At 70.9% G+C, this 22,574-nt stretch carries 11 protein-coding genes and 1 pseudogene; 3 read left to right on the top strand and 9 right to left on the bottom strand.

Translation table 11 applies throughout. The features are described from left to right. Positions 1-12 precede the first annotated feature (12 nt). The 3 genes from E1O70_RS00600 to E1O70_RS00590 all read right to left on the bottom strand — a co-directional run bounded on the left by E1O70_RS00600 (position 13) and on the right by E1O70_RS00590 (position 3,215). On the bottom strand, positions 13-837 hold the full coding sequence (locus E1O70_RS00600) for a carbohydrate ABC transporter permease (protein WP_306303315.1): 825 nt from the start codon (positions 835-837) through the stop codon (positions 13-15). 89 nt (positions 838-926) lie between these two features. Continuing rightward, positions 927-1,898 carry a carbohydrate ABC transporter permease gene (locus tag E1O70_RS00595; protein WP_061268103.1) on the bottom strand — a complete coding sequence of 324 codons (972 nt, stop codon included), beginning with the start codon at positions 1,896-1,898 and terminating at the stop codon, positions 927-929. 24 nt (positions 1,899-1,922) lie between these two features. Then, positions 1,923-3,215, bottom strand: a complete 1,293-nt coding sequence (locus E1O70_RS00590) for an ABC transporter substrate-binding protein (RefSeq protein ID WP_082774545.1) — start codon at positions 3,213-3,215, stop codon at positions 1,923-1,925. A gap of 285 nt (positions 3,216-3,500) precedes the next feature. On the opposite strand from E1O70_RS00590, the gene E1O70_RS00585 reads away from it, so the two are divergent. Beyond that, positions 3,501-4,616: a LacI family DNA-binding transcriptional regulator gene (locus E1O70_RS00585; protein ID WP_205688580.1), complete on the top strand. Its 1,116-nt coding sequence runs from the start codon at positions 3,501-3,503 to the stop codon at positions 4,614-4,616. An 88-nt stretch (positions 4,617-4,704) separates the two neighbouring features. Here the strand turns inward: E1O70_RS00585 and E1O70_RS00580 are convergent. Together E1O70_RS00580 and E1O70_RS00575 are read right to left on the bottom strand one after the other, a co-directional pair. Continuing rightward, positions 4,705-5,969: pseudogene (locus tag E1O70_RS00580) on the bottom strand (IS256 family transposase). Between the two features lie 551 nt (positions 5,970-6,520). Continuing rightward, complete coding sequence (locus E1O70_RS00575; protein ID WP_128957685.1) at positions 6,521-6,742, bottom strand: hypothetical protein; 222 nt, start codon at positions 6,740-6,742, stop codon at positions 6,521-6,523. Here E1O70_RS00575 and E1O70_RS00570 point away from each other — a divergent pair. Continuing rightward, the gene (locus tag E1O70_RS00570) at positions 6,741-7,106 is read left to right on the top strand and encodes a hypothetical protein (RefSeq protein ID WP_128957684.1); all 366 of its coding nucleotides are present in this window, start codon (positions 6,741-6,743) and stop codon (positions 7,104-7,106) included. The two genes, E1O70_RS00575 and E1O70_RS00570, sit on opposite strands and share 2 nt — an antisense overlap. On the opposite strand, the gene E1O70_RS00565 is transcribed toward E1O70_RS00570, so the two are convergent. The 4 genes from E1O70_RS00565 to E1O70_RS00550 all read right to left on the bottom strand — a co-directional run bounded on the left by E1O70_RS00565 (position 7,072) and on the right by E1O70_RS00550 (position 20,790). After that, positions 7,072-9,198, bottom strand: a complete 2,127-nt coding sequence (locus E1O70_RS00565) for an acid phosphatase (protein ID WP_061268099.1) — start codon at positions 9,196-9,198, stop codon at positions 7,072-7,074. The two genes, E1O70_RS00570 and E1O70_RS00565, sit on opposite strands and share 35 nt — an antisense overlap. Before the next feature lie 131 nt (positions 9,199-9,329). Further along, entirely contained in the window at positions 9,330-12,815 is a 3,486-nt protein-coding gene (locus E1O70_RS00560) for a GH92 family glycosyl hydrolase (protein ID WP_082774829.1), read from the bottom strand. 81 nt (positions 12,816-12,896) lie between these two features. Next, on the bottom strand, positions 12,897-16,448 hold the full coding sequence (locus E1O70_RS00555) for a GH92 family glycosyl hydrolase (RefSeq protein WP_205688579.1): 3,552 nt from the start codon (positions 16,446-16,448) through the stop codon (positions 12,897-12,899). 469 nt (positions 16,449-16,917) lie between these two features. Continuing rightward, entirely contained in the window at positions 16,918-20,790 is a 3,873-nt protein-coding gene (locus E1O70_RS00550; protein WP_061269299.1) for a replicative DNA helicase, read from the bottom strand. Positions 20,791-21,262: 472 nt separating this feature from the next. Between E1O70_RS00550 and E1O70_RS00545 the strand changes: the two genes are divergently transcribed. Beyond that, entirely contained in the window at positions 21,263-22,558 is a 1,296-nt protein-coding gene (locus E1O70_RS00545) for an MATE family efflux transporter (RefSeq protein ID WP_061269300.1), read from the top strand. Positions 22,559-22,574 lie beyond the last annotated feature (16 nt).

Below are 22,574 nucleotides of genomic sequence, written 5' to 3'. Positions count from 1 at the left end.
CACGGGGAAGGCTCAGCCCTTGATGGCCGAGCCGAGGTTCGCGGACGTGAAGTGCCGCTGGAACAGCAGGAACAGGACGACGGCCGGCACGGCGAGGACGCACGCGCCCGCCAGGACGGCGCCCATCGGATTCGCCTGGAACGTGGAGTTTGCCTGCGAGAAGTTGGCGAGGCTTACCGCGAGCGGCTGCATCGTGGCGTCCTTCGTCACGAGGAACGGCCACAGGAACTCGTTCCACGGGCCGATGAACGTCACGAGCATCGCGGTGAGGACCGCCGGGCGGACCAGGGGTACGGCGATCGACCGCAGGATCCGCAGCTCGCTCGCCCCGTCGATCCGTGCGGCGTCGAACACGTCGCGCGGGATCTGGAGGAAGTACTGGCGGAAGATGAGGACGGCGACGGAGTTCACCGCGAACGGCAGGATCATGCCGAGGTAGTTGTCCGCCAGGTTGAAATAGCGCACGACCATGACGTACAGCGGGATCATGAGCAGCTGGAACGGGATCGCCTGCACGAGGAGGACGAGCGCGAATACGAGGCCCTGGCCGCGGAAGGACAGCACCGACAGGGCGTATCCGACGAGCAGGCCGAACACGAGCGTGCAGCCCACGACGCCCGCGGTCATGATCAGCGAGTTGAGCAACGACCGAAGGAGGTCGATGGACTCGTTGACGCCTGCGAAGTTGTCGAGCGTGAGATTGCGTGGCAGCGGGAGCAGGCCCAGGACGCTCGTGTCCCGTTCCTTCTGCAACGCCCCGATGATCATGTAGTAGAACGGGACGAGGGCGAGGAGCGCGCCGACGACCAGCACGGTGAAGCGCAGCGCAGGCAGCACTCGCCCGGTTCGACGTAGCTCTGGCCGTTCGCCGTGTCGCACGCGACGGTCCTTGTTCAGCGCGTCAGGCGAAGACGTGGTGCCAGCCATCAGCCCTTCCTCTCCGTGAGCCGGCGGGATGCGAGCGAGACCGCCATGACTGCGACCACCAGGATCATCCCGATCGCCGCCGCGATGTCCGGCTGCCCCTGCTGGATGCCCTTCTGGTACATGAGCAGCGCAGGGGTCATCGACGCCCCGTTTGGCCCGCCGCCGGTCAGGAGGTACGGCTCGGTGAAGATCTGCCCGGTGGTGATGATGCAGAGCAGTACCACCAGGGACGTCACGGGACGAACCGCTGGCAGGGTTACCGCCCGGAACCGCCGCCATGCCCCGGCACCGTCCATCTCGGCCGCCTCGTGGAGTTCCTTCGGCACGTTCTGAAGTGCCGCGAGATACAGGAGCACGTAGAACCCCAGGTTCTTCCAGGTCACATAGACCGCGATCAGGGGCATGATCAGTCCCTGATTCGCGAGCCAGGTCGGGTCGGGTGCCAGGCTGCCGAGCAGCTGATTGACGACCCCGCCGCCGTTGAACATGAAGATCCACACCGCGAGCGTCGCGACCGACGCGGTCACGTACGGGATGTAGTACGAGACCCGGAAGAAGCCCTTCCAGTGCACGACGGCGTCAAGGCCCGACGAAAGCAGGAGCCCGAGCACGACCGTGAGGGGGATGTTGATCAGGCCGAAAACGAGTAGGTTGCCGAAGGCCTGCCGCACGGCGGGGTCTGCAAGGACCTGCTGGAAGTTGTCGAGCCCGACGAAGGGGTGCGGGACCTGCACTCCGGGTGCGGTGAAGAAGAAGTCGTGGAACGACATCCACACCCCGAACCCGAACGGCACGAGGAACACGATGACGACGAACGCCGTGTACGGCGTGCTGAGAAGGAGACCGAGGGGGTGCTCCCCCAGCCAGCGCTGCAGGCGCCGTCCTCGTGGACGCGTGCTGCCCGGGCGCGGGCCACGGTTGCCCGTGGCCCGCGCGGACGACCGCACGTCCTCGTCGTGGAGGGTGGTCATGAGTGCTTCGCCTCGTCGTTCTCGTCAGCCCGCCAGGCCGTCGATGGTGCTCGCGGCCTCGCCGAACGTGGTCTCGAGGTCACCGGACCCCGACTGCACCGACCCGCTCCACGCGTCACGGAAGACCTGCATCTTCTCGGCGAGCCCGTCCACCGTGGGGACGTCTACCGCGAGCGGCACAGCTGCGGCGAAGGGCTCGAAGAAGGCGTTCTCAGCCAGGAAGTCTGCGGCGAGCTCAGGCACGTCGGTGCGGGTCGGGAACTGGCCCGTGCCCTCGAGGAGCGCGAGGTCGTTCTCGTCGTTCGTCGCGAACTTGAGGAAGTCCCACGCGGTCTGCTGGTTCTTGCACGACGAGTACAGGCCGACGTTCTTCGAGTCCGCGAACGTGGACGTCTCATCGACCGCGGTACCGGCTGCTGTGGGCAGCGGGACGACGCCGTAGTTCACCTTGCCGTCGAACTGCGCCTTGCCCCAGGGACCGGCGACACCCATGGCGGCGACGCCATCGGCGAACGGGCCGGCCCACATGTCCCCGCTGTACGCCTCCGCGGAGGAGAAACCATCGGCGTAGAGCGTCTGCCAGAACTCCAAGGTCTCGAGGCCCTCGTCGCTCGTGAACGTCGCCTTCCCGTCCTCGATGAACTGCGTACCGCCAGAGTTGGCGAGGAAGAACGGGTAGAAGTCGAAGTTGACGTTCGTGTAGTCCGCCGTCGCCGGCGGATAGATCGCGAAGTCTGCGGCCCCGGCGTCCTTGATCGCCTGCGCCGCCGCGAGCACGTCGTCGTACGTCTCGAGCTGCGGGTCCTCGGCGTCCAGGCCGGCGGCCGCGAATACGTCCTTGTTGTAGTACAGCATGAAGGGGTTCGTCTTCCAGGGAAGCTGGTACAGGTCCCCATCCGCGCTGCGGAACCCGTCCGCCGCGGCGCCCGAACGACCCGTGACGTAGTCCTCAGCGTCCTCGAACGTCGTCGACAGGTTCACCAGGCCACCCTGCTTCTGGAATGCCGGGACGGCCGCGGGGGCGGTGTTGAACACGAGGCACGGCGTGTTCCCCGCCGTGATCGAGGCGGCGATGACGTCCTCGGACGAGCTTCCCGCGGGGATCGCCTGAGCGCTCACCTTCTCGTCCGGGTGCTCGACGTTCCACGCCTCGACCACCTGCTCGCCCCAGGCGATCTCCTGCTCGTTGGTCGAGTACCAGATGTCGATCGGCCCGCTCGCGAGGTCTCCGCCACTGTCGCCAGATCCGCCGTCGTCGCCCGACCCGCACGCCGCGAGCGGCAGCACCACCGCGGCCGTCGCTGCCAGCGCTGTCATCCTTGCGCCACGCCTCATCGCGTCAAACTCCTCATCCGGGCACCCGCGCCCGCTCGGTTCCAGAGCCTGCTCGTGGTCCCCTGCACCGCGGCTCATCGGTCAGTCCGTCGACGCCGCCCCCCTGGACGGCATCGACAGTATTATTAAACCGGTTTGAGGTGTCCGCGGTCAAGTGCGCCGTCCTCAGCCCCGGCCCGCCAACATGCGCGCAACGCTACCCCGACAGGCCCAGGCAACAGCGAAGTCGAACTAAACTGCATCTAAACTCTGCGCTACGCTGGCGCAGTGAGCGCAACGAAGCAAGGCGTGCCGTCGTCCGGTCCGGCAAGGCGGGAGGCGAGCAGGGCTACCGACGCCCCGGGCCATCGCCGACGGGTGACCATCGGCGACGTGGCTGATCGAGCGGGTGTTTCGAAGAGCCTGGTGTCCTTCGTGTTCAACGACCGCCCTGGAGTCTCTGTGGCGACGAGGGAACGAATCCTGCAAGCTGCGAAGGACCTCGGATGGCAACCGAGCGCTCGGGCTCGTGCTCTGTCGCGCAACAAGACCCAGGCGGTCGGTCTGGTGATACGACGCGAACCAGAGCTCCTCAGCACGGATCCCTTCTTTCCGCAGTTCCTCGCCGGGGTCGAGACTGGCCTTGCTCAGCACGACTACGCTCTCGTCTTGCAGGTCGTCGGAGACCCTGCCACAGAGCGCGCAGCCTATGAGCGGTTCGCACGGGAATCGCGCGTAGACGGCGTGTTCCTCACTGATGTCCGCGTCGCGGACGACCGTCACCAACTCGTCGCGAGCCTCGGACTGTCCAGCGTCGTCGTCGCCCCCACCTCAGCGTCACCTGACACCGACTCGGCCGTGGTTGGCATGGACGACACGACCGGCGTGCGTCGTGCGGTTCACCACCTGTACGCCCTCGGCCATCGCCGTATCGGACACGTCATGGGAGCGGCCGGATACGTTCACACGGAGGCACGCAAGCAGGCGTGGACCAACACGCTAGACGAACTCGGGATCCGAGACAGAGCGATCGCGACAGCCGACTTCACCGGCGGATCCGGGACCCGCGCGACACACGAACTGCTCGACCTTCCCAGACCACCCAGCGCCATCATCTACGGCAACGACCTCATGGCGATCGCTGGGATCTCAGCCGCGACCGACCGCGGCATTCGCGTGCCCGAGGACCTCTCGGTCGTGGGATTCGACGACATTCCCCTCGCTCCCTATATCGTGCCGCCCCTGACCACGATCCGTCAGGACGTGGTCGCGTGGGGTGCCGCCGCGGCCGAGACGCTCGTCGCCGCAGTCGAGGGACGCGAACGTCCTGCTCTCTCCCTCCCACCGGTTGATTTCGTCGTGCGTGGAAGTACGGGACGAGCTCGCAGCCAACCAAAGCACTGAACGGGAGCGGCAGTCGGCACAACCGTGCCGACGGCTTCACCCCTCGCGAGGGAGTGTCCGATGAACGGTGGGCGGGCCGCGGTGTTCCTTAGTTGCTCGAGGGGTTGATGCGCCCCTCGAAGGTGATCGCGAACGCGTTCAGCGCGGCCTTCCACCGGATGACCCATCGTGCCCGACCGCGGCCGGTCGGGTCCAGGGACCGGGTCACGAGGTAGAGACACTTCAGCGCTGCGGCATCGTTCGGGAAGTGCCCACGGGCGCGGACCGCGCGCCGGTAGCGGGCGTTCAACGACTCGATCGCGTTCGTCGTGCAGATGATCTTGCGGATCTCCACGTCGTAGTCCAAGAACGGGATGAACTCGCCCCATGCGGACCGCCACAGCTTGACCGCGGCCGGATACTTGCCGACCCACTCGTCTGCGAACTCATCCATCCGAACCTCGGCCTGCTCGGCGTTCACGGCTGTGTAGATCGGCTTGAGGTCGCGGGCCATCTTGTCCCAGTCCTGTCGGGCGGCGTAGCGGAACGTGTTGCGGATCAGGTGGATCACGCAGGTCTGCACCTGCGCCAGCTCCCACACGGTCGTGATCGCGTCCGGCAAGCCCTTGAGACCGTCGCAGAACGCGATGCACACGTCGCCCACGCCGCGGTTCTTGATCTCGGTGAGCACGTTCAGCCAGAACTTCGCGCCCTCCCCGCCGTCGCCGGCCCAGATCCCGAGGATGTCGCGTTCCCCGCGGGTCGTGACACCGATGACGACGTAGAACGGCTTGTTCGTGACCTGCCCGTCGCGAACCTTGACCACGAGGGCGTCGATGAAGATCACGGGATAGACCTCGTCCAGCGGCCGGGTCTGCCACTCGCCCATCTCGGCGACGACCTTGTCAGTGATCCGCGAGATGGTGTCCTTGGAAACGCTGGCACCGTAGACCTCGGCGAAGTGCGCGCTGATCTCCCCGGTCGTGAGCCCCCGTGCGGTGAGGGACAGCACCAGCTCGTCGACACCGTTCAGGCGCCGCTGCCGCTTGCGAACGATCGTCGGCTCGAACGACCCGTCACGGTCGCGAGGCACGTCGAGCTCCACCGGACCGATCTCCGTCAGGACCGTCTTGGACCGGGTGCCGTTGCGCTCGTTCGACCCGGTCTTGGCGGCACGCTCACCGGGCGGGTAGCCCAGATGCTCGGTCAGCTCCTCGTCCAGCGCGGTCTCCAAGACCTGCTTCGTCAGGCCGGTCAACAGCCCGTCCGGCCGACCAGATCGATCCCCGCCGCCTTCGCCTGCGCCACCAGCTGCTGCGCCAGCGCCTGCTTCTCGTCCCCGTCGAGCGTCACGGGCTCGATGATCTCGGTCATCCTGCCTACTTCCCGCCAAGCCTGTGCTCGGCGTGTCAGGCCGAGACCCACCCACCGTTAATCAGACAGACCCGACCCTCGGCTGGCGCACCCCGGCCGAGGCCCTCGACGAGCACCTACTCTTGGCCCAACAAGCCGGTGTTGCTTCGACCGGTTGAACCCGGTCAGACCGTAGGGCAGGTCACCCGACCTGTAGTGCCTGCGGTTGCTGGCTGGAAGGAACTTCCCTGGCCCAGACCGCGTCCCAAGGAGCTTCGTGATGGCGTCGTCGCGATCGCTGGTCGTGGCGAGGCTACCGTCAGGCGGATCGCGAAGCCTCCGGGGCCGGTGACTCGCGGCCGCTCAGCTGGCTGTATGCCGCCGACGTCGCTGACATCGCTGACATGACCTTGCAGGCGTGACCGCTTCGGTGTCGACCGAGCTGAGGAGTCGCGCCGGCGAGTTCCGCAACCCCTGGGGGGCAACGGGATGAGCACCAGCGGGCGAACATCTACCTCAGCGACAGGTCCTCGAACGCGTACGCCGTCGTCGCGGACGGGCGCGACGACGGCTCACGCTTCGCCGGAGGAACCTACGACGCCGACCTCACGCGGGTCGCCGGCACGCTCGACGGCGTCGACCTGCGCACCGCGGGCTACCAGGTCTCCATGTTCAGCGCCGCCGAGGACGGCGAAGGCACCGGCAACGTCCGCCCCAGCGCACAGTGCTGGCAGCGCCCCGGCAGCAACGGGTTCGACGTACGTCTCCGCCTCGACCAGCCAGGCCACCACCATGAACTGGACCCGCGGACCCGTCGTCCTGCCCGACGTGGGGCTCGAAACCGACGACGACGACGCCACCAGCACCCGGTGCCTGGCCGGCAAGGACCTCCTTGCCGTGCGCGCCGAGAACGGCCGGTGCTACCGCCTACCAATCGTTCGCGGCACGCACCACGGCGATCGACGCCGGATCGCCATCGTCACCACCCACCCGCCCGAACCCGTCCGTCGGCACGAGTTCGCACGCCCCCACGACGGGCACGACTGCAGAACCCTGCGGGCCAACCAGCGCGGCCCGGTAACGTCCGGCGGCACCGGACCGCGCCGCTCACAACCGACCCATCTCAAGCACAAGTCGGGACGACGACATCCCGCGTGACCTCCTCGGTCGCGCCGCCCGGACCTGTCGCCGTGACGGTCACCGGCACGTCGCCCGGGGCCCGCACAGCGAAGGACTGATACGCGTTCGCGCCGGGGGCCACGGCGGCGAAGGTCTTCTCCCCCGCGCCGGTGACGAGCGCGACGTCGAGCGCGCCGTCGGACGCGTTGCGGGCGCGGACCGCGACGTACGGGTTCCCGGCGAGGCAGCGCGCGGACGCCTCGACCTCGACGAGCGGCGCCGTCGGCTCGCCGACGACCTCACCGTCCACGGTGAGCGTGCCGTCGGCGTTCACGACGACGTCCGCCGCCATGGCGGCAGCGAGGTCGAGGCGCTGCCACTCGGCCTCGCCCGCGACGTCGAGGGCGTAGCCCGAGTCGAGCGCGGTCGCCGCGAGGACGAGGCGACGCTGGTCGACGCTGAGGTCGGGGAACGCGGTGCGCAGCAGGTCCTCGGCGCCGGCGGGGACCTGGATCTCCCGGCCCGCCTCACCGACGCGCGGGAACCCGTACGTCAGGCGCTGGTCGTAGACCTCGAGCGCCTGGTCGGTGGGGAGGTAGGGCACCTGGTCCTGCGCGCACACGGCGATCTCGTCGCCGCACGCCCGCTCGAGCACGGTGACGAGCTCGGTCCGGGCCTGCTCGAGGAGCACGCGGAACGCAGGGTCGGACCACCGGAGCTGCGCGATGTTCTGCCCGGCCATGCGGCCGCCCATGACGTCGAGCGGGTAGTGGAAGCCGAGCACGAGGCGGTTGTCGCCGTACTCGGACGCGCGCGCGAGGATCTGCGGAGCGAGCTCCGGCAGGAGGGTGGCGAGCACGGTGCCCTGCGCGTAGCCGTGGTTGGTGTGCCCGCTGGGGAACGAGCCGTTGTTGCGCAGCCCCTCGTAGCTGCCGGACGTCTCGAAGGCGTTGACGTGACCGCCGGCGGACGTGAAGCCGAGCCGGACGAACGGCCGCTTGTAGTCGTACGCGGCCTTCGCGGGCTCGTGGTTGCCGACCGACTTCTCGACGCGCCCGGACAGCAGGGCCTTCGTCTTGGGGAGGCGGCCGTCGGCGAGCGCGTCGCGGTAGATCGGCCCCAGCTCGCTGCCGAGCGCGTCCGCCATGGTCTCGTACGCCGAGCCGCGCCCGTCGGTCAGTGCACGCTGGACCTGCGGGTCCCCGGCGACGTAGGCGTTGTTGCGCGCGAGCGAGCCGAGGTCGTTGGCACTCGTGGGCTGGCCGGGCTCGTTGGGCGAGAGGATCTCGGGGTGGTTCGCCCGCAGGTCGGCGAACCCGCGCAGAGTCCAGGTGAACCAGTCCTGCCCGGTCGGGGCCGACGGCGTCGCGTCGGACGCGTAGGTCCGGTCGAGGACGTCCTGCGGGAACGGCATCGACGGGTCGTCGGTGGTGGAGAGCGCGAGGGAGAAGAAGACGTCCGAGCTCGTCTCGTTGCACTGGTGGATCTCGACCGCGATCGTGTTCTTGCCCGCGACGAGCACGTCGGCCGGGATGACGAGAGTCTCGCGCAGCGGCGCGGTCGCGCCGGCCTTGTCCTGGTACTGGAGGTTCCGGGTGATCATCGAGTCGCCCCAGCCCGCGACACGCTCGCCGTTGACGTAGACGGTGGCGGAGTCGTCGTAGACGAGCGTGCCGCGCAGGCCGGTGATCTCGTCGAGCGTGGCCTCGTCGAGGGTCACGGTCGTGCGGAAGAAGTACGCGGGCACGACGACCTTGGGCGTCTGGGTGATCCAGTAGCTCAGCAGCGTCGTGATGGTGTTGCCGCCGCCGATGCCGCTCGCGGTCCCGTTGACCGCGCCGAAGCCCGGTCGGCCGGTCTTCCACGCCGCGTCGTCGAACGCCGGGTCTGCCCACACGGTCCGGTCAGCGTTCCCCGCGGCCGGGTCGGTGTTGTCGTCCAGGTAGCGCCAGGTGGTGCCGGCGCCGACCACCTCGGTCGGCGTGAACGCCTCCGCGGCGCGCGCCGCCGGCGCCTGGAGCGCCGCGGCGAGCAGGAGCGCGAGCGTCGTGAGCGCCGCCAGCAGGGCGAGCGGCGCGGTGGTCCGGCGGTCGCGGGGTCGCGGGGCCGGGTACGTCGTCGTACCGGTCATGGGTCGTCCCTCTCGTCGTTGTCGGTCGTGCGTCGGTGCGGTCGGTGAGACCGGTCGTGCGGTCGTGCGGGTACAGCGGTCGAGCGCGACGGCGGGCACGCACCGAGCGCTCGGTGCGTGCCCGCCGCCGGTCAGGCGCAGCGCGGGACGACGACGGTCTGCGTGACCGTCTGCGTCCCCTCCTCCCCCGTGGCCGTCACGGTGACGTCGACGTCCCCGGTCGCGCCGCGGGCGGCGAACGACTGGTAGGCGTTCGCGCCGGGGGCGACGGCCGTGAAGGACCGCGAGCCCACGCCCGTGGTGAGGTCGACGTCGACGGCCCCGGCGGAGACGTTCGCCGCGCGCACCGCCAGGTACGGGGTCCCGGCGAGGCAGCGCGGGGAGACCGTCACGTCCACGAGGTGCACGTCCGCGGCCGGCTCGGCCGCGATCGCGAAGACGTGCAGGTCGTCGACGTCGGGGAACGTCACCGCGACCACCCGCCGGCCCTCGGGCGCGGTGTACGGGGCGGTGGCGAACACGAACGCGCTGTCCTTGTCGCCGTTGCGCCGGTTCATCTGCGCGACGACGGAGTTGCCCTCCACGGGCGACCCGTCCGCGCTGGGCAGCACCCAGTCACCGAAGCCGATCCTCGTGGACGCGGTGCTGCCGTCGTCGAGCGTGACGACCGCGGTCCCGCGGTGGGTCCCGTCGGTCGCCGCGCCGACGAACGCGAGCCGGCTCGTCGGCACGTCGAGCCGCACGGTCTCACCGGTGAGCGTGACCGAGTCCGGGCGCCCCACGGGCGAGGACGGCCACGTGAACGCCAGGCCGTCGACCTCGTGCACCGACCCGGGCGTGAGCCCGGCGTCGGCGAGCGCCTCGCGCGAGAACGAGTTGCCGGCCGCGTCGAAGTTCCCGACGCCGCGGTTCGCCTCGGGCGCGGTGCCGACCGTGTCGTACGCCGCGACGAGCGACCCGGGCGCGGCGACGAGGACGGTGAGCGGCACCTCGACGTCGTCGTCCCCGGCCGCGACCACGAGCCGCGCGTCGTGGTAGCCGGACGCGACGCCGGCACCTACCTGGACGGGGACCGTGCCGGTGAGGTGGCCCGAGCCGTCGTCGACGAGCGCGGGCTCGCCGACCCCGATGCCGTCGGGGGCGTCGACCGCGACGCGCACGTCCGCGGCGTCGGCGCCGAAGAGCTGCACGGCCACCGACGCGTCGGCCGACCCGCCGGGCGCGACCGTCACGAGGCCCGGGTCCGCCGCGGCGACGACGGCGGACTCGCCGTCGCGCCACGACGGCGGGGCGTCCGCGACCGCGGTCCCCCACGTGGTGTCGCGCTCGGTCGACATCGCGAGCTCGACGACGCCGCCCTCGTGCGCGATGTGGCGCGGCAGCGAGGTCCCGTCCCAGGCCGCGCCGTCGATGGTGACGCCGCTGATGTAGCGGGCGCCGGTCGAGGCGCCGGTGGCGCGCAGGTCGAGGGTCTCGCCCTCGCCGAGGTCGACCACGACGCGGTCGAAGCGCGGCGCGTTGAGCGCGAGCACGTCCGTGCCCGGCGTGGTCGGGTACAGGCCCATCGCGGCCCACACGTACCAGCCGGCCTGGGCGCCGAGGTCGTCGTTGCCGGGCTTGCCGTTCGGCTCGGGGCGGAACAGCGTGGACGTGAGCTCGTCGACGAGCTCGCTCGTGCGCCACGGCTGGCCCACGTAGTCGTACAGCCACGGGACGCCGAAGTTCGGCTCGTTGCCGATCCACAGGTACGGCTCGTTCGGGCCGGCGTTGTGCTGCGCCGTGAAGGCGTCGAGCCGCTCCGCGACGGCCTCGCGCCCCCCGAGCGCGTCGGTGAGCCCCGCGACGTTCTGCGGCACGAGCCACGTGTACTGCTCGGCGTTGCCCTCGTCGAAGCCCTCCTGCCCGAACCCGCCGCCGCCCTGCGACCGCACGAACGTGCCGTCGTCGTTCCGGGCGCCCGCCGTGCGGGTCACGGGGTCGTGGACGTTCTGCCACCACTGGCCGCGCGCGGCGTACTCGGCGGCGACGTCGTCCTGGCCGAGCGCGGCCGCGAGCTGCCCGATCGCGAAGTCGGCGATCGACCACTCGAGCGTGATGGACGCGCCCACGACGCGGTGGTCGCCCCGGAACTCCTCGGTCTGCGGCGCGTACCCGCGCTCGAGATACGTCTCGATCCCACGCCGCTGCACGTAGCCGTTCGCGGTCGGGGCGGCGCTCGTCGCGCCCTTGACCATGTGCGCGAGCGCCGACTCCGCGTCGAAGTCGCGCGCCCCGAACGCGTACATGCTCGCGATGAGCGGCACCGAGGAGTCACCGGTCATCTGGCCCGTGTGCTGGTTCGCGACCGGCCATCGCGGCAGCCAGCCGGACTGGTCGGCGACCTCGACGAGCGACTGCGCCATGTCCGACGCCCGGTCGGGCGCCAGCAGCGCCTGGAGCGCCCCGAGCGACCGGTACGTGTCCCAGTCCGAGAAGTTCGCGTACCGCTCGTGCCCCTCGGGTGCCTGGTGGATCTCGCCGTCGAACCCGACGTACCGGCCGTCCACGTCGGTGAACGTGTTCGGGTGCAGCAGCGAGTGGTAGAGCGACGTGTAGAACATCGTGAGGTCGTCGGCGTCCTCCCCCGCGACGCGGACCTTCCCGAGCAGGTCGGACCACGCGGCGCGGTTCGCGTCCCGGACGGCGTCGAAGTCGAAGCCCGGGATCTCGGCCGCGAGGTTGGCGCGCGCGCCCTCGACGCTCACGTAGGACATGCCGACCTTCGCGTGCACCGTCGCGCCGGGCGCGAAGGTGAGCCACGCGCCCGCGCCGTTGCCGTCGGCCGACGGGTCGCCGGGCGAGACGGTCGAGCCCTGCCACGTGCCGAACGCCCGCGCGTCCTGGTCGAGCTCGATCGCGAAGTACGTCGTGTGGGTGTTGTTCTTGCCGCAGAACCCGCCGCTCGTCACCGAGCCGGTGACCGTGCGCGCGTCCTCGACCTCGACCGTCGCGTTGCGCACGCTCGCGAGCGAGCCCGCGGCGTTGACGATCACCTGCGACGCGGCACCGCCCTCGGGGTAGTCGAACGTCAGCCCGCCCGAGCGGGTCGCGGCCGACAGCTCCGCCTCGATCCCCGACGACTGGAGCGTGACCGCGTACCGGCCGACCTCGGCACTCTCCGCGTCGTGGCTGAACGACTCCTTGCGGTCCCACGGGTACTGCCCGACGTCGCCCGTCACCGGGAGGATCGGGACGTCGCCGAAGATCCAGCACCCGGCGGCCGCGTGAGTCATGGAGAAGCCGCGGATCGCCTGGTGCGAGTAGCGGTAGCCCGCGTACGCCTTGTCGCCGTTGCCCACGGAGACCTGCGTGTCGGGCGAGAGCTGCATCATGCCGAACGGCATCGACGGCCCGGGGAAGTTGTTGATCTCCCCGACGACACCCGTCGCCTGACCGGTGCCGACGAACGGGTCGACGAAGGAGACGGGGTCCTCGACGAGGTCGGGTACGGCCGCGACCGCCGGCACCGCGAGGCCGACGGCGGGGGCGAGCGAGAGGCCGGCGGCCAGGACCGCCGTGGCGGAGAGCGCCGCGACGGTGCGCCGCACCGTGGTGCGCGCAGGACGTGTTCGAGACATGCGGGTCCTCACAGGACGAAGGAGCGGGAAGGAGCGTGGAGGACGGTGGCGCGGGACCGTACGGCCCCGCGCCACCGTCGATCAGGAGCAGGCGGCGGCGTCGTACGCGGCCGTGACCTGCTGGGGCTCACCGTTGGGCGTCGTCACGGTCACCGTGACCTCGCCCGCCTCGACGGCGGCGGCGCGGGTGGCGAACGACTGGTACGCGTTCGCCCCAGGCGCCACGTCACCGTAGAGCTTCGAGCCGTACGGGGTCGCGAGCTCGATCGCGGCGGGCCGCTCGCCGGTGTTGAGCGCGCGCACCGCGACGAACGCCTTGCCGCCGAGGCAGCGGGCCTGCGCCGTGACCTCGACCTGCGGCGCGGGGACGACCCCGGTCGCGTCGGTCGCGATCGCGAACACGTGGAACCGCTCGTCGTTCGGCAGCGTGACCGACGTCAGGACCTTGCCCTCCGGGATCGCGACGGGCGCGGTGGCGTAGAGCCCGCAGCCGATCTTCTGCACGTTCTCGCGGTCGCCGCGCGCCCCGGCCTTCGCGACCGTGATGTTGCCGGGCTCGGGCGAGCCCGTGCACCAGTCGCTGAGGCGCACGTCGACGGTCTGCGACGTCCCGTCGGCGAACCCGAGCACGAGGCCTCCCCCGTGCGTGCCGTGCGTGCTCGTCCCGACCACCGAGAGGTGGCGGGCCGAGCGCAGGTGCTCGGGCACCTCGAGGACCTCGCCGCTCGCGGCGACGTTGTCGGGCGCGCCCGCCGGCGGGGCCCCGAGCGTGTAGGTGAGGTCCGTGCCCGGCACGGTGAGCTCCAGACCCTGGACGGCCCCGAGGTCGGCGAGCAGGTCGCGCAGGAGGTAGGCGCCCGAGCCGTCGAGGTTCGCGTTGGCCGCCCCGGCGTCGCCGATGCCGACGTTGTCGAACGCGTCCGCGATCCACGACTCCCCGGACACCACGACCTGCACCTCGCGGACCGCCTCGGTCCCCCCGGCGTCGCGCACGACGAGACGCACGGTGTGGAGCCCCGGCTCGGCGTCCGCGGGTGCGGCGAGCGTGACCGTGCCCTCGACCGTGGCCGGCAGGCCGTCGGACTCGGCGGTCCAGTCGGCGAGGTCGGTCGTCGCGGTGACCGCGCCGTCGGACGTCACCTCGAGCGTCCCGCTGGACGTCCCCGCGCCCTGGGCGACGACCTGGACCGCGACCTCGGTCTGCCCACCCGGGGCGAGGACCGGCTGCCGCGGCGTCGCCCCGACGAACAGGCGCTCCACCGTGCCGTCCGCGGGCACGACGGCGCCCGGCGAGGCCGCGGGGTCGGTCGCCCAGGCGGACGGCTCGGAGCCGACCGCGACGTCGAGCGTGCCCGCCGCGGTGAGCTCGTCGCCCGTGACCCAGGCACGGTCGAGCGGCTCGCCACCGAGCGAGACGGACTGCGTGTAGTGCGCGTCGGGCGCGACGCCGTCGGCGGTGAGGTGCAGGGAGTCCCGACCGAACACCTCGGGGTCGAGCGTGATCGTCACGTCGTCGAACAGCGGGGTCGTCAGGCCCCACAGGTCGGTGCCCGGCACGATCGGGTACACGCCGATCGACGACAGCACGTGCCACGCGGACATCGTGCCGAGGTCGTCGTTGCCCGTGACGCCGTCGGAGCCGTCGGTGAACAGCGTGGACGCGGCGCGCACGACGTCCGTCGTCTTCCACGGCTGCCCGGTCCACAGGTACACGTACGGCGCGTGGAGGTTCGGCTCGTTGTTCGGGTTGTAGGTCTCCCAGCCGTAGTAGTCGTACGTCCCGTTGACCCACACCTCGCTCGCGACGCGCGCCGGGTCGGCGACCAGCTCGTCGTAGGCGAAGAACGCGTCGAGGCGCTCGACCGCAGCGTCGGTGCCGCCCATGAGGTCGAACAGGCCGGGTACGTCCTGCGGCACGAGCCACTGGTACTGCACCGCGGTGCCCTCGTGGAAGCCGTCGGAGTGCGCGGGGTCCGCGTCGCCCACGAAGAAGCCGTCCGCGTTACGCGCCCGGAAGTTGCCCGTGCGCGGGTCGAACACGTTGCGGTAGCTCTGGCCGCGGGCCGCGTAGCGGTCGGCGTCCTCGTCGTGGCCGAGGCCGCGCGCCATCGTCGAGAGCATCGCGTCGGCGAGGGCGTACTCCATGGTCGCCGAGGCGCCGTGCTGGAGATCGTAGTCGCCGGGCTTGCCCGAGCGCGCCGGCTCGTGCGGGACGAACCCGTCGCGCAGGTACTCGCCGTTCGCCGCGCGCCCGTTGAAGGGCGAGTCCGCAGGCGGGACGCCGTCGGCGTTCTCCCTCAGGACCGCGTACGCCTCCTCCTCGTGGCCCGCGAGCAGGCCCTGGCGCCAGGCGCTGACGAGGAACGGCGTCGCCGGGTCGCCGGTCATGATGTTCGTCTCGACCGTGCCGTAGCCCCAGCGCGGGAGCCACCCGCCCTGCTGGCCCTGGCGCACGAGCGAGAGCGCCATGTCGGCCGACTCCTCGGGCGCGAGCAGGTACAGGAGCTGCTGCTGCGTGCGGTACGTGTCCCACAGCGAGTAGTTCTGGTAGTAGGTGAAGCCCGGCTCGGCGGCGTGGACCTCCTGGTCCCAGCCGCGGTAGCGCCCGTCGACGTCGGAGCCGACGTTCGGCGCGAGGAAGCTGCGGTAGAGCGACGAGTAGAACGTGCGCAGGTCGTCCTCCGCGCCCTGCGCGACCTGCACGAGGCCGAGACGCTCCTCCCAGGCCGTGCGCGCGGCGTCGTGCACGGCGTCGAACGTCCCCGCCTCCGCAGCGAGGTTCGCCGCGGCGCCGTCGGCGCCCACGTAGCTCATCGCGGTGACGGCCTCGACGTCGAGGTCGCCGCCGGTCGTGTCGAACGTGACGTACGCGCCGCGCCGACCCTCGCCGCCCGACGCGGCGTCCGCGCCCGCGGTGACGACCTGGCCGTCCCACGTGCCGTGCGCGACGAAGGGACGGTCGAAGGTCGTGCGGGTCCAGATCGTCTGCGGCTCGGTGTCCTGGCAGAAGCCGCGCACGGTGATGCGGGTCTCGACCGTGCGGTCGTCGACGACGCGCACGTCGGACTCCGTCACGCGGTTGAGCGCCTGGCCGGCGTTGAGCAGGACGTTCGCCTGCGCCGTCGCGGGGAACGTGTACCGCTGGACGCCCGTGCGCTCGGTCGCGGTGAGTTCGGCCTCGATCGTGCCCGCCGGCGACTGGAGACCCACGCGGTAGTACCCCGGCGAGGCCTTCTCGTCGTCGTGCGAGAAACCGAGCGCGTACTGGCCGTAGTCGGTCGAGGTGATCGCGCCCGTCGTCGGCAGGGTCGGGAGCGGACCGCCGAGGCCGCAGCCGACGCCGGACAGGTGCACGAGCGAGAACCCGCGCACCGACGTGCGGTCGTAGTCGTACCCGACGTTGTGCCCGTTGTCCGGCGAGAGCTGCACCATGCCGAACGGCACGGCAGCGCCCGGGTAGGTGTTGCCGTCGTCCTTGGTCCCGATGAACGGGTTGACGTAGTCGACCAGCGGGCCGTCGACGGCGGAAGCGACGGCATCGGACCCCGTCGCTGCCTCCGTCCCGGCGGCGGTCGCGGGCGACGCCCCGATCCCGGGCGCCGCGTACGCCGCCAGCGGGAGCGCGAGGCTCACCGCGGTGGTCAGCGCGACGACGGCGCCCGCGCGACGCCGACGTCCGCCAGGACGCGACGGACGAGAGCGTGCTGGTCCGGTGCGTGCCGAGAATGGATCGCGATCAGCGTTGACAGCGCTGTCTACCCGCATGTGGTGCTCCCCTTGGTCCCACGGCGGCGTGGGGTCGGTGGTCATCGATGACTCGGAGGCCGGGCCCGGCCTCCACGCCGGTCCCGCGGCATACCCTCGCACACGTTGACAGCGCTATCAACCCTTCGCACACTGCCGCTCGCTTCGATCGCACACGTGCCCGCCGCCGCGCCCACTGGCCTACATGCCCCACATATGCGCCGAGACGCTCACCGCCCGGCCCAAGCCATCGAGCGCGCCGAGCCCCCAGCGCTCCACGGAGGTGCCATCGCGGCAGACAAATCCGCACGCAACCCTCCGCCCTCCGTCCGTCCGACGTGCCCGGCCGAACACGTCACTACATCTGCATGTCGGCGAAGCGCTGGTAGTGGCCCTGGAACGCGACGGTGATCGTGTCGGTGGGACCGTTACGGTGCTTGGCGACGATGAGATCCGCCTCGCCCGCGCGTGGCGACTCCTTCTCGTAGGCGTCCTCGCGGTGGAGCAGGATCACGACGTCCGCGTCCTGCTCGATGCTGTTGTGTGCCGCGATGCCGTTCGCGACGAAGTTGTGCCCGTCGAGGACGGTGGCGTCGTAGACCTGCTTCTCCCCCATCGGCTCGATCGAGACGACCTCGTCCCACAGGAGGTCGTTGACGGCCATGATCTCCAGCTCCTCGCTCTCGAGCACAGCCGCGATCTTGCCGAGGCGGTGCCTCGACGGGGAGTTCTTCCACAGCGCGCTGCCGCAGAACTCGGTGCCGATCGCTGCTGCGAACTCGCGGTGCGTCATGCCGCGCTCGACGAGGATCTCGCGGACGTCGTCCCAGACCCGGCGCGGGACGGTGTCGACGTTCGTGTTGGCCCGCGTCTCGCGGATGATCGTCAGCAGCTTCTCGGCGACATCGCCGCGGTCGCCGTGCACGCCGATCTCCTGGAGGAAGCGGCGCTGGTCGTCCACCCCGCTCACGTCGAGCGTGTACCCGGGGCGGTACGACCCCTTGGGTGTCGCCGTGCGCACGCGCGTCGAGATGCCGAAGCGGAGCAGGAGGCGCGACAGCCCGTCGACGACCTCACGGGACGTCGAGGCGTAGTAGATCCGACCGCTGCGCCCGTTCTTGTTGATCGTCACCGAGCCGTCCGTGGCCCAGATGTGCTTGATGAAGAGGGCGATCTGACGCTTGGGCAGGTGGAAGACGCTCGTCGGGATGAACTTCTCGTGACTGCGCGCCCCGAACAGGCCCAGGTCGTCGAGCCACTCGGCGATGGGGTTCCGGCGGCCGCGAGCGAGACGGTAGGGCGCCGGGAGGCGCAGGGTCGTGACTCTTGCGGCGGCATATTCGTCGCGGATCGGGGTGATGCCGAAAGCGCCTGCGGCCTCGGAGACGGTCGCGAGGTTCCGCTCGTCGATCGAGGCGTAGCGGATCGGCTGGCGCTTCACGAACGACCCGTCACCGAGGAGGTGCGCGAGCATGACGACCTTGCGGTCGTCCCACTCCAGGTTCCGCTCCGGCCCCGGCACGTGGCGCGGCACACCGATGCGCGAGCCCACCTCCAGGTCCCCGAGCGCCGTCCAGCCGTCGTAGGTGAGGAACGGGTGGTTCGCCGTCGCCTCGATCTCCTTGCCTGACGCGAGGCGCATCCTGAACACCGGCTTCACCCCGGTGGGGAACACGTGCGTGAGGTGACGGCGCACGTACTGGAGCCGGTCGTTGAGCGCCCACACGGGGACGTCCTTGGCGTTGAGCGCGAACAGCTCACCGAGGCTGGTCTCCGCGCCGGTGTCCGCGCGCAGGATCTTCGTGTCCTCGGTGAGGCAGCCCGACTCACGCAGATCGCTCATCTGCGGTTTCTTGTCGCCACGCTGTTCCGGACCACGGTTCAGCTGCGAGATCGCGATGACAGGAACCTCGAGCTCCTTCGCGAGCAGCTTGAGTGCACGCGAGAACTCCGAGACCTCCTGCTGGCGCGACTCGACGCGCTTGCCGGAGCTCATGAGCTGGAGGTAGTCGATGACGACGAGCTTGAGGTCGTGCCGCTGCTTGAGCCGACGGCACTTGGCCCGGATCTCCATGAGCGACATGTTCGGCGAGTCGTCGATGAACAGCGGAGCCTCGGCGACCTTGCCCATCGTCGAGGCGAGCTTCTGCCAGTCCTGCTCGTCCATCTTCCCGGAACGCATCCGCGTGAGCGGCACCTTCGCCTCGGCGGCGAGCAGACGCATCGTGATCTCGTTGCGGCTCATCTCCAGGGAGAAGATGACGGCCGCCATCTGGTGGTGCACCGCGGCGTGCGTCGCGACGTTGATGCCGAGGACGGAATTGTGCGTCGGCACCATCGACCGTCCCGCGAGGTACAGGTGCGACGGGTGGTCCACCTCGACGCAGCGCACCGGCACCGGGTCGACGCGTCGGACGTCGACCACGAACCGCGAGGTGAGCCGCGCCGTCCCAGGGCGACGGCGCTCCTTGTGGACGAGCCGCTTGCGCTCCAGCCAGAAGACGTCGTCCTCGGTCGTAAAGGTGATCGTGTACGCCGTGGACGAGGACTCGGTCCGACCCTGGACGGCCTTCGTCGACCACCCCGTGCGGTATCCCAGGGACAGGACCAGCTCTCGCGTCTGCAACGCGAGGCGCTCGCTCGTCAGCGAGATCTGGACGCTTCCCTGCGGCGTAACCGTCCCGTCGGTGTCGAGCAGACCCGCGAGAAGCTCGCGTCGTTGCGTCTCGCTCGCGCGCAGATACGCCGCGGGGATGTGCTTGTTCGACAAGACTCCGAGCGCGCGGAGCCGTCCACCCATGGTGCCGTTCGTCGCGTGGCACCTCTGGCACCGTCGGAAGCCCCACCCGGGCTCGCCGCAGTCCGGGCACGTCGGAGGCGCAGGCCGCTCCATGCCGCGCGACCGCGCTGCGCAGGCCTTCCCGCACGCCAGGAGAGTCGCGCGCTTCGGGGTGAACTCACCGCCGCACGCGATGCACGCTCGAACAACGGGCTCTGGCTCGGGCAGGAGCATGTTGTACGCCCGCGCACGCCCCTCCGCCTTCCCCTTCGGCTGTGCGACGTAGCCCAGCCCTTCGATCCGCATCGCGATCTCGGGGTCGGCGGACGTGAACTCGGCGCGCCGAGAGCTACCGTCGCCCAGCCAGACCCCGAGCGCGTAGGGGTGGATCGGGAGGTCGGACTCAGGAAGGTCCAGCGGTGCCGTCGTGGCGATCGAGTGGTTCGCACGGTTGTCCGCCGTGACACAACGGACCGTGGCTGCGAGCTCCTCGGTCGTGCGGACGGACGACTCGGGCGTCTCGCCGGCGCGCACCGCGCGTCGCTGGGCACGGGTCGAGGTCACCCACTGGTGCTGCGCGTCCGCGACGATCACGGTGCCGTCGTCGAGCTCGACCTCGTAGCAGGGGCGGTCGACCATGACCTCGGTCGCGGCGACGACGCGTGTGGGCGTCCCGTCCGCGGAGACCAGCAGGTCGCCGACCGCGACCTCGCCCATCGTCGTCCAGCCCGACGGCGTGGGCAGGGGCGTGTCGAGCGCGAGGGCCTTGCCGATGGCCGGCCGCGCCGCGACGACGATCATCTGGCCGGGGTGCAGGCCGTTGGTGAGCCGGTCGAAGTCGGAGTAGCCGGTGGGGACGCCGGTCATGCCCTCGCCGCGCCCCTGGGCGGCCTCGATCTCGTCGAACGTGGGCCCGAGGATCTCGGCGAGGGGGAGGTAGTCCTCCGTCGTGCGCCGCTCCGTGACGGCGTAGACCTCGGCCTGGGCGTTGTTGACGATCTCGTCGACGTCGCCGCCGTCGGTCGCGTAGCCGAGCTGCACGATGCGCGTGCCCGCCTCGACGAGACGGCGCAGGACCGCACGCTCGCGGACGATGCGCGCGTAGTACCCGGCGTTGGCGGCGGTCGGCACGCCGGCCATGAGGTCGTGGATGTAGGGCGCGCCGCCGATGCGCTGGAGCTCGCCGCGCTTGGTCAGCTCCGCGACGACGGTGATGGCGTCGGCGGGCTCGCCGCGACCGTAGAGGTCGATGATCGACTCGTAGACGATCTCGTGCGCCGGGCGGTAGAAGTCGGAGCCGCGGATCTGCTCGATGACGTCCGCGATGGCGTCCTTCGACAGCAGCATGCCGCCGAGCACGCTCATCTCGGCGGCGACGTCCTGGGGCGGCGTCCGGTCGAACCCCGACGGCCCCGGTCCCCCGTAGCTCTCCTCGAGCTCCTCGATCGACATGCGCCCCTCGCTCCCCCGGGACTGGAACGGCCCTTGCGGGACCGCACGACCGGGACCACTCTTCGTCGTACACGTGTTCTACCGCGGGCCACCCACACGACTGTCCCGGTGGCCGCGCCCCCCGCCTCCGACAGGCACGACCCCGCGACACTAGATCGCGACCGGACGCCCTGCAAACGGCCCTGTGCACGCCCGGTGGACAGGGACCCCCGTTCCTGTGGACACAGTCCCCCACGCTGTGCACACCCGGTGGAAAACGGTGTGGACAACCTCACGATCTTCCTGTGTACATCGCCGTGAGCGGCCTCTGACCAGCCTCATCACTACCCTCAGGGGTGTGGAAGAAAGAAAGTCGGGCGACACGCCGACGACACGCCGGACACCGTCCGGCCACCCCGACGACACCGGGCCGCCATCCGGCCCCGGTACGTCGTCCACAGGTCGCCGCGCACGGTCCCGGCTCGACCGCGAGATCCTGGCCCTCGCCGTCCCCGCGCTCGGCGCGCTCGTGGCCGAGCCGCTGTTCGTGCTCGTCGACAGCGCCGTCGTCGGCCACCTCGGCACCGCGCAGCTCGCGGGCCTCTCCCTCGCGTCGACGCTCCTCGTGACCCTCGTCGGCCTGTGCGTCTTTCTCGCCTACGCGACCACGGCCGCCGTCGCGCGCCGCATCGGCGCCGGCCACACGCGAGAGGCGCTCCAGTCCGGGATCGACGGCCTCTGGCTCGCCGTCGGGCTGGGCGCGCTCCTCGCGGCCGTCCTGTGGACGACAGCACCGTGGGCCGTCGGCGCGATGGGCGGCACGGGTGAGGTCGCCGAGCACGCCGTGGTGTACCTCCGCTGGTCCGCGCTCGGCCTCCCCGGGATGCTCCTCGTCCTCGCGTCCACCGGCGTCCTGCGCGGCATGCAGGACACCCGGACGCCCCTGTGGGTCGCCGCGGGCGGCGCGACGTTCAACGCGGTCCTCAACGTCGTCCTCGTCTACGGGGCAGGGCTCGGGATCGCGGGGTCCGGCATCGGGACGGGCGTCGCCCAGCTCACCATGGGTGCGGTGCTCGTCGTGGTCGTGGTGCGCGGCGCCAGGCAGCACGGCGCGTCGCTGCGGCCCGCCGCGGGCGGGATCTGGGCCAACGCGCGTGCCGGCGCTCCGCTCTTCGTCCGCACGCTCTCGCTCCGCCTCGCGATCCTCCTCACGGTGTTCGTCGCGACCGGGCTCGGGGAGGTCACGCTCGCCGGCTACCAGGTCGTGAACTCCGTCTGGGGGCTCGCGGCGTTCGCGCTCGACGCGCTCGCCATCGCGGCGCAGGCGCTCGTCGGGCACGGGCTCGGGGCCGACGACGTCCCCCGCGTCCGCGCCGTCCTGCGCCGCACCCTCCAGTGGGGCGTCGCCGCCGGGGCCGGGCTGGGCGTCGTCATGGCAGCCGGCGGCTGGTGGTTCGCGCTCCTCTTCACGTCCGACCCCGAGGTGCGCACCGCCGTCGCCGTCGGCATGGCGGTGTGCGGCGTCCTCCTGCCGATGGCGGGGTGGGTGTTCGTGCTCGACGGCGTCCTCATCGGCGCCGGGGACGGCCGGTTCCTCGCCTGGGCCGGCATGCTGACACTCGTGGTCTACGCGCCGTTCGCGCTCGCCGTCCGGCACTGGGCGCCCGACGGCGCGGCGGGCCTCGCCTGGCTGTGGCTCGCCTTCGCGGGGGTCTTCATGGCGGCACGCGCCCTCACCACGGGGCTCCGTGCGCGCGGGAGCGCCTGGATGGTCACCGGCACCGCCTGAGGGCTCGGCGCACGCA

This window comes from Cellulosimicrobium funkei, assembly GCF_004519295.1.
Taxonomy (GTDB): domain Bacteria; phylum Actinomycetota; class Actinomycetes; order Actinomycetales; family Cellulomonadaceae; genus Cellulosimicrobium; species Cellulosimicrobium funkei.
Note: the sequence above shows the minus strand (reverse complement) of the source record. Positions and strands in the feature narration are given on the sequence as shown.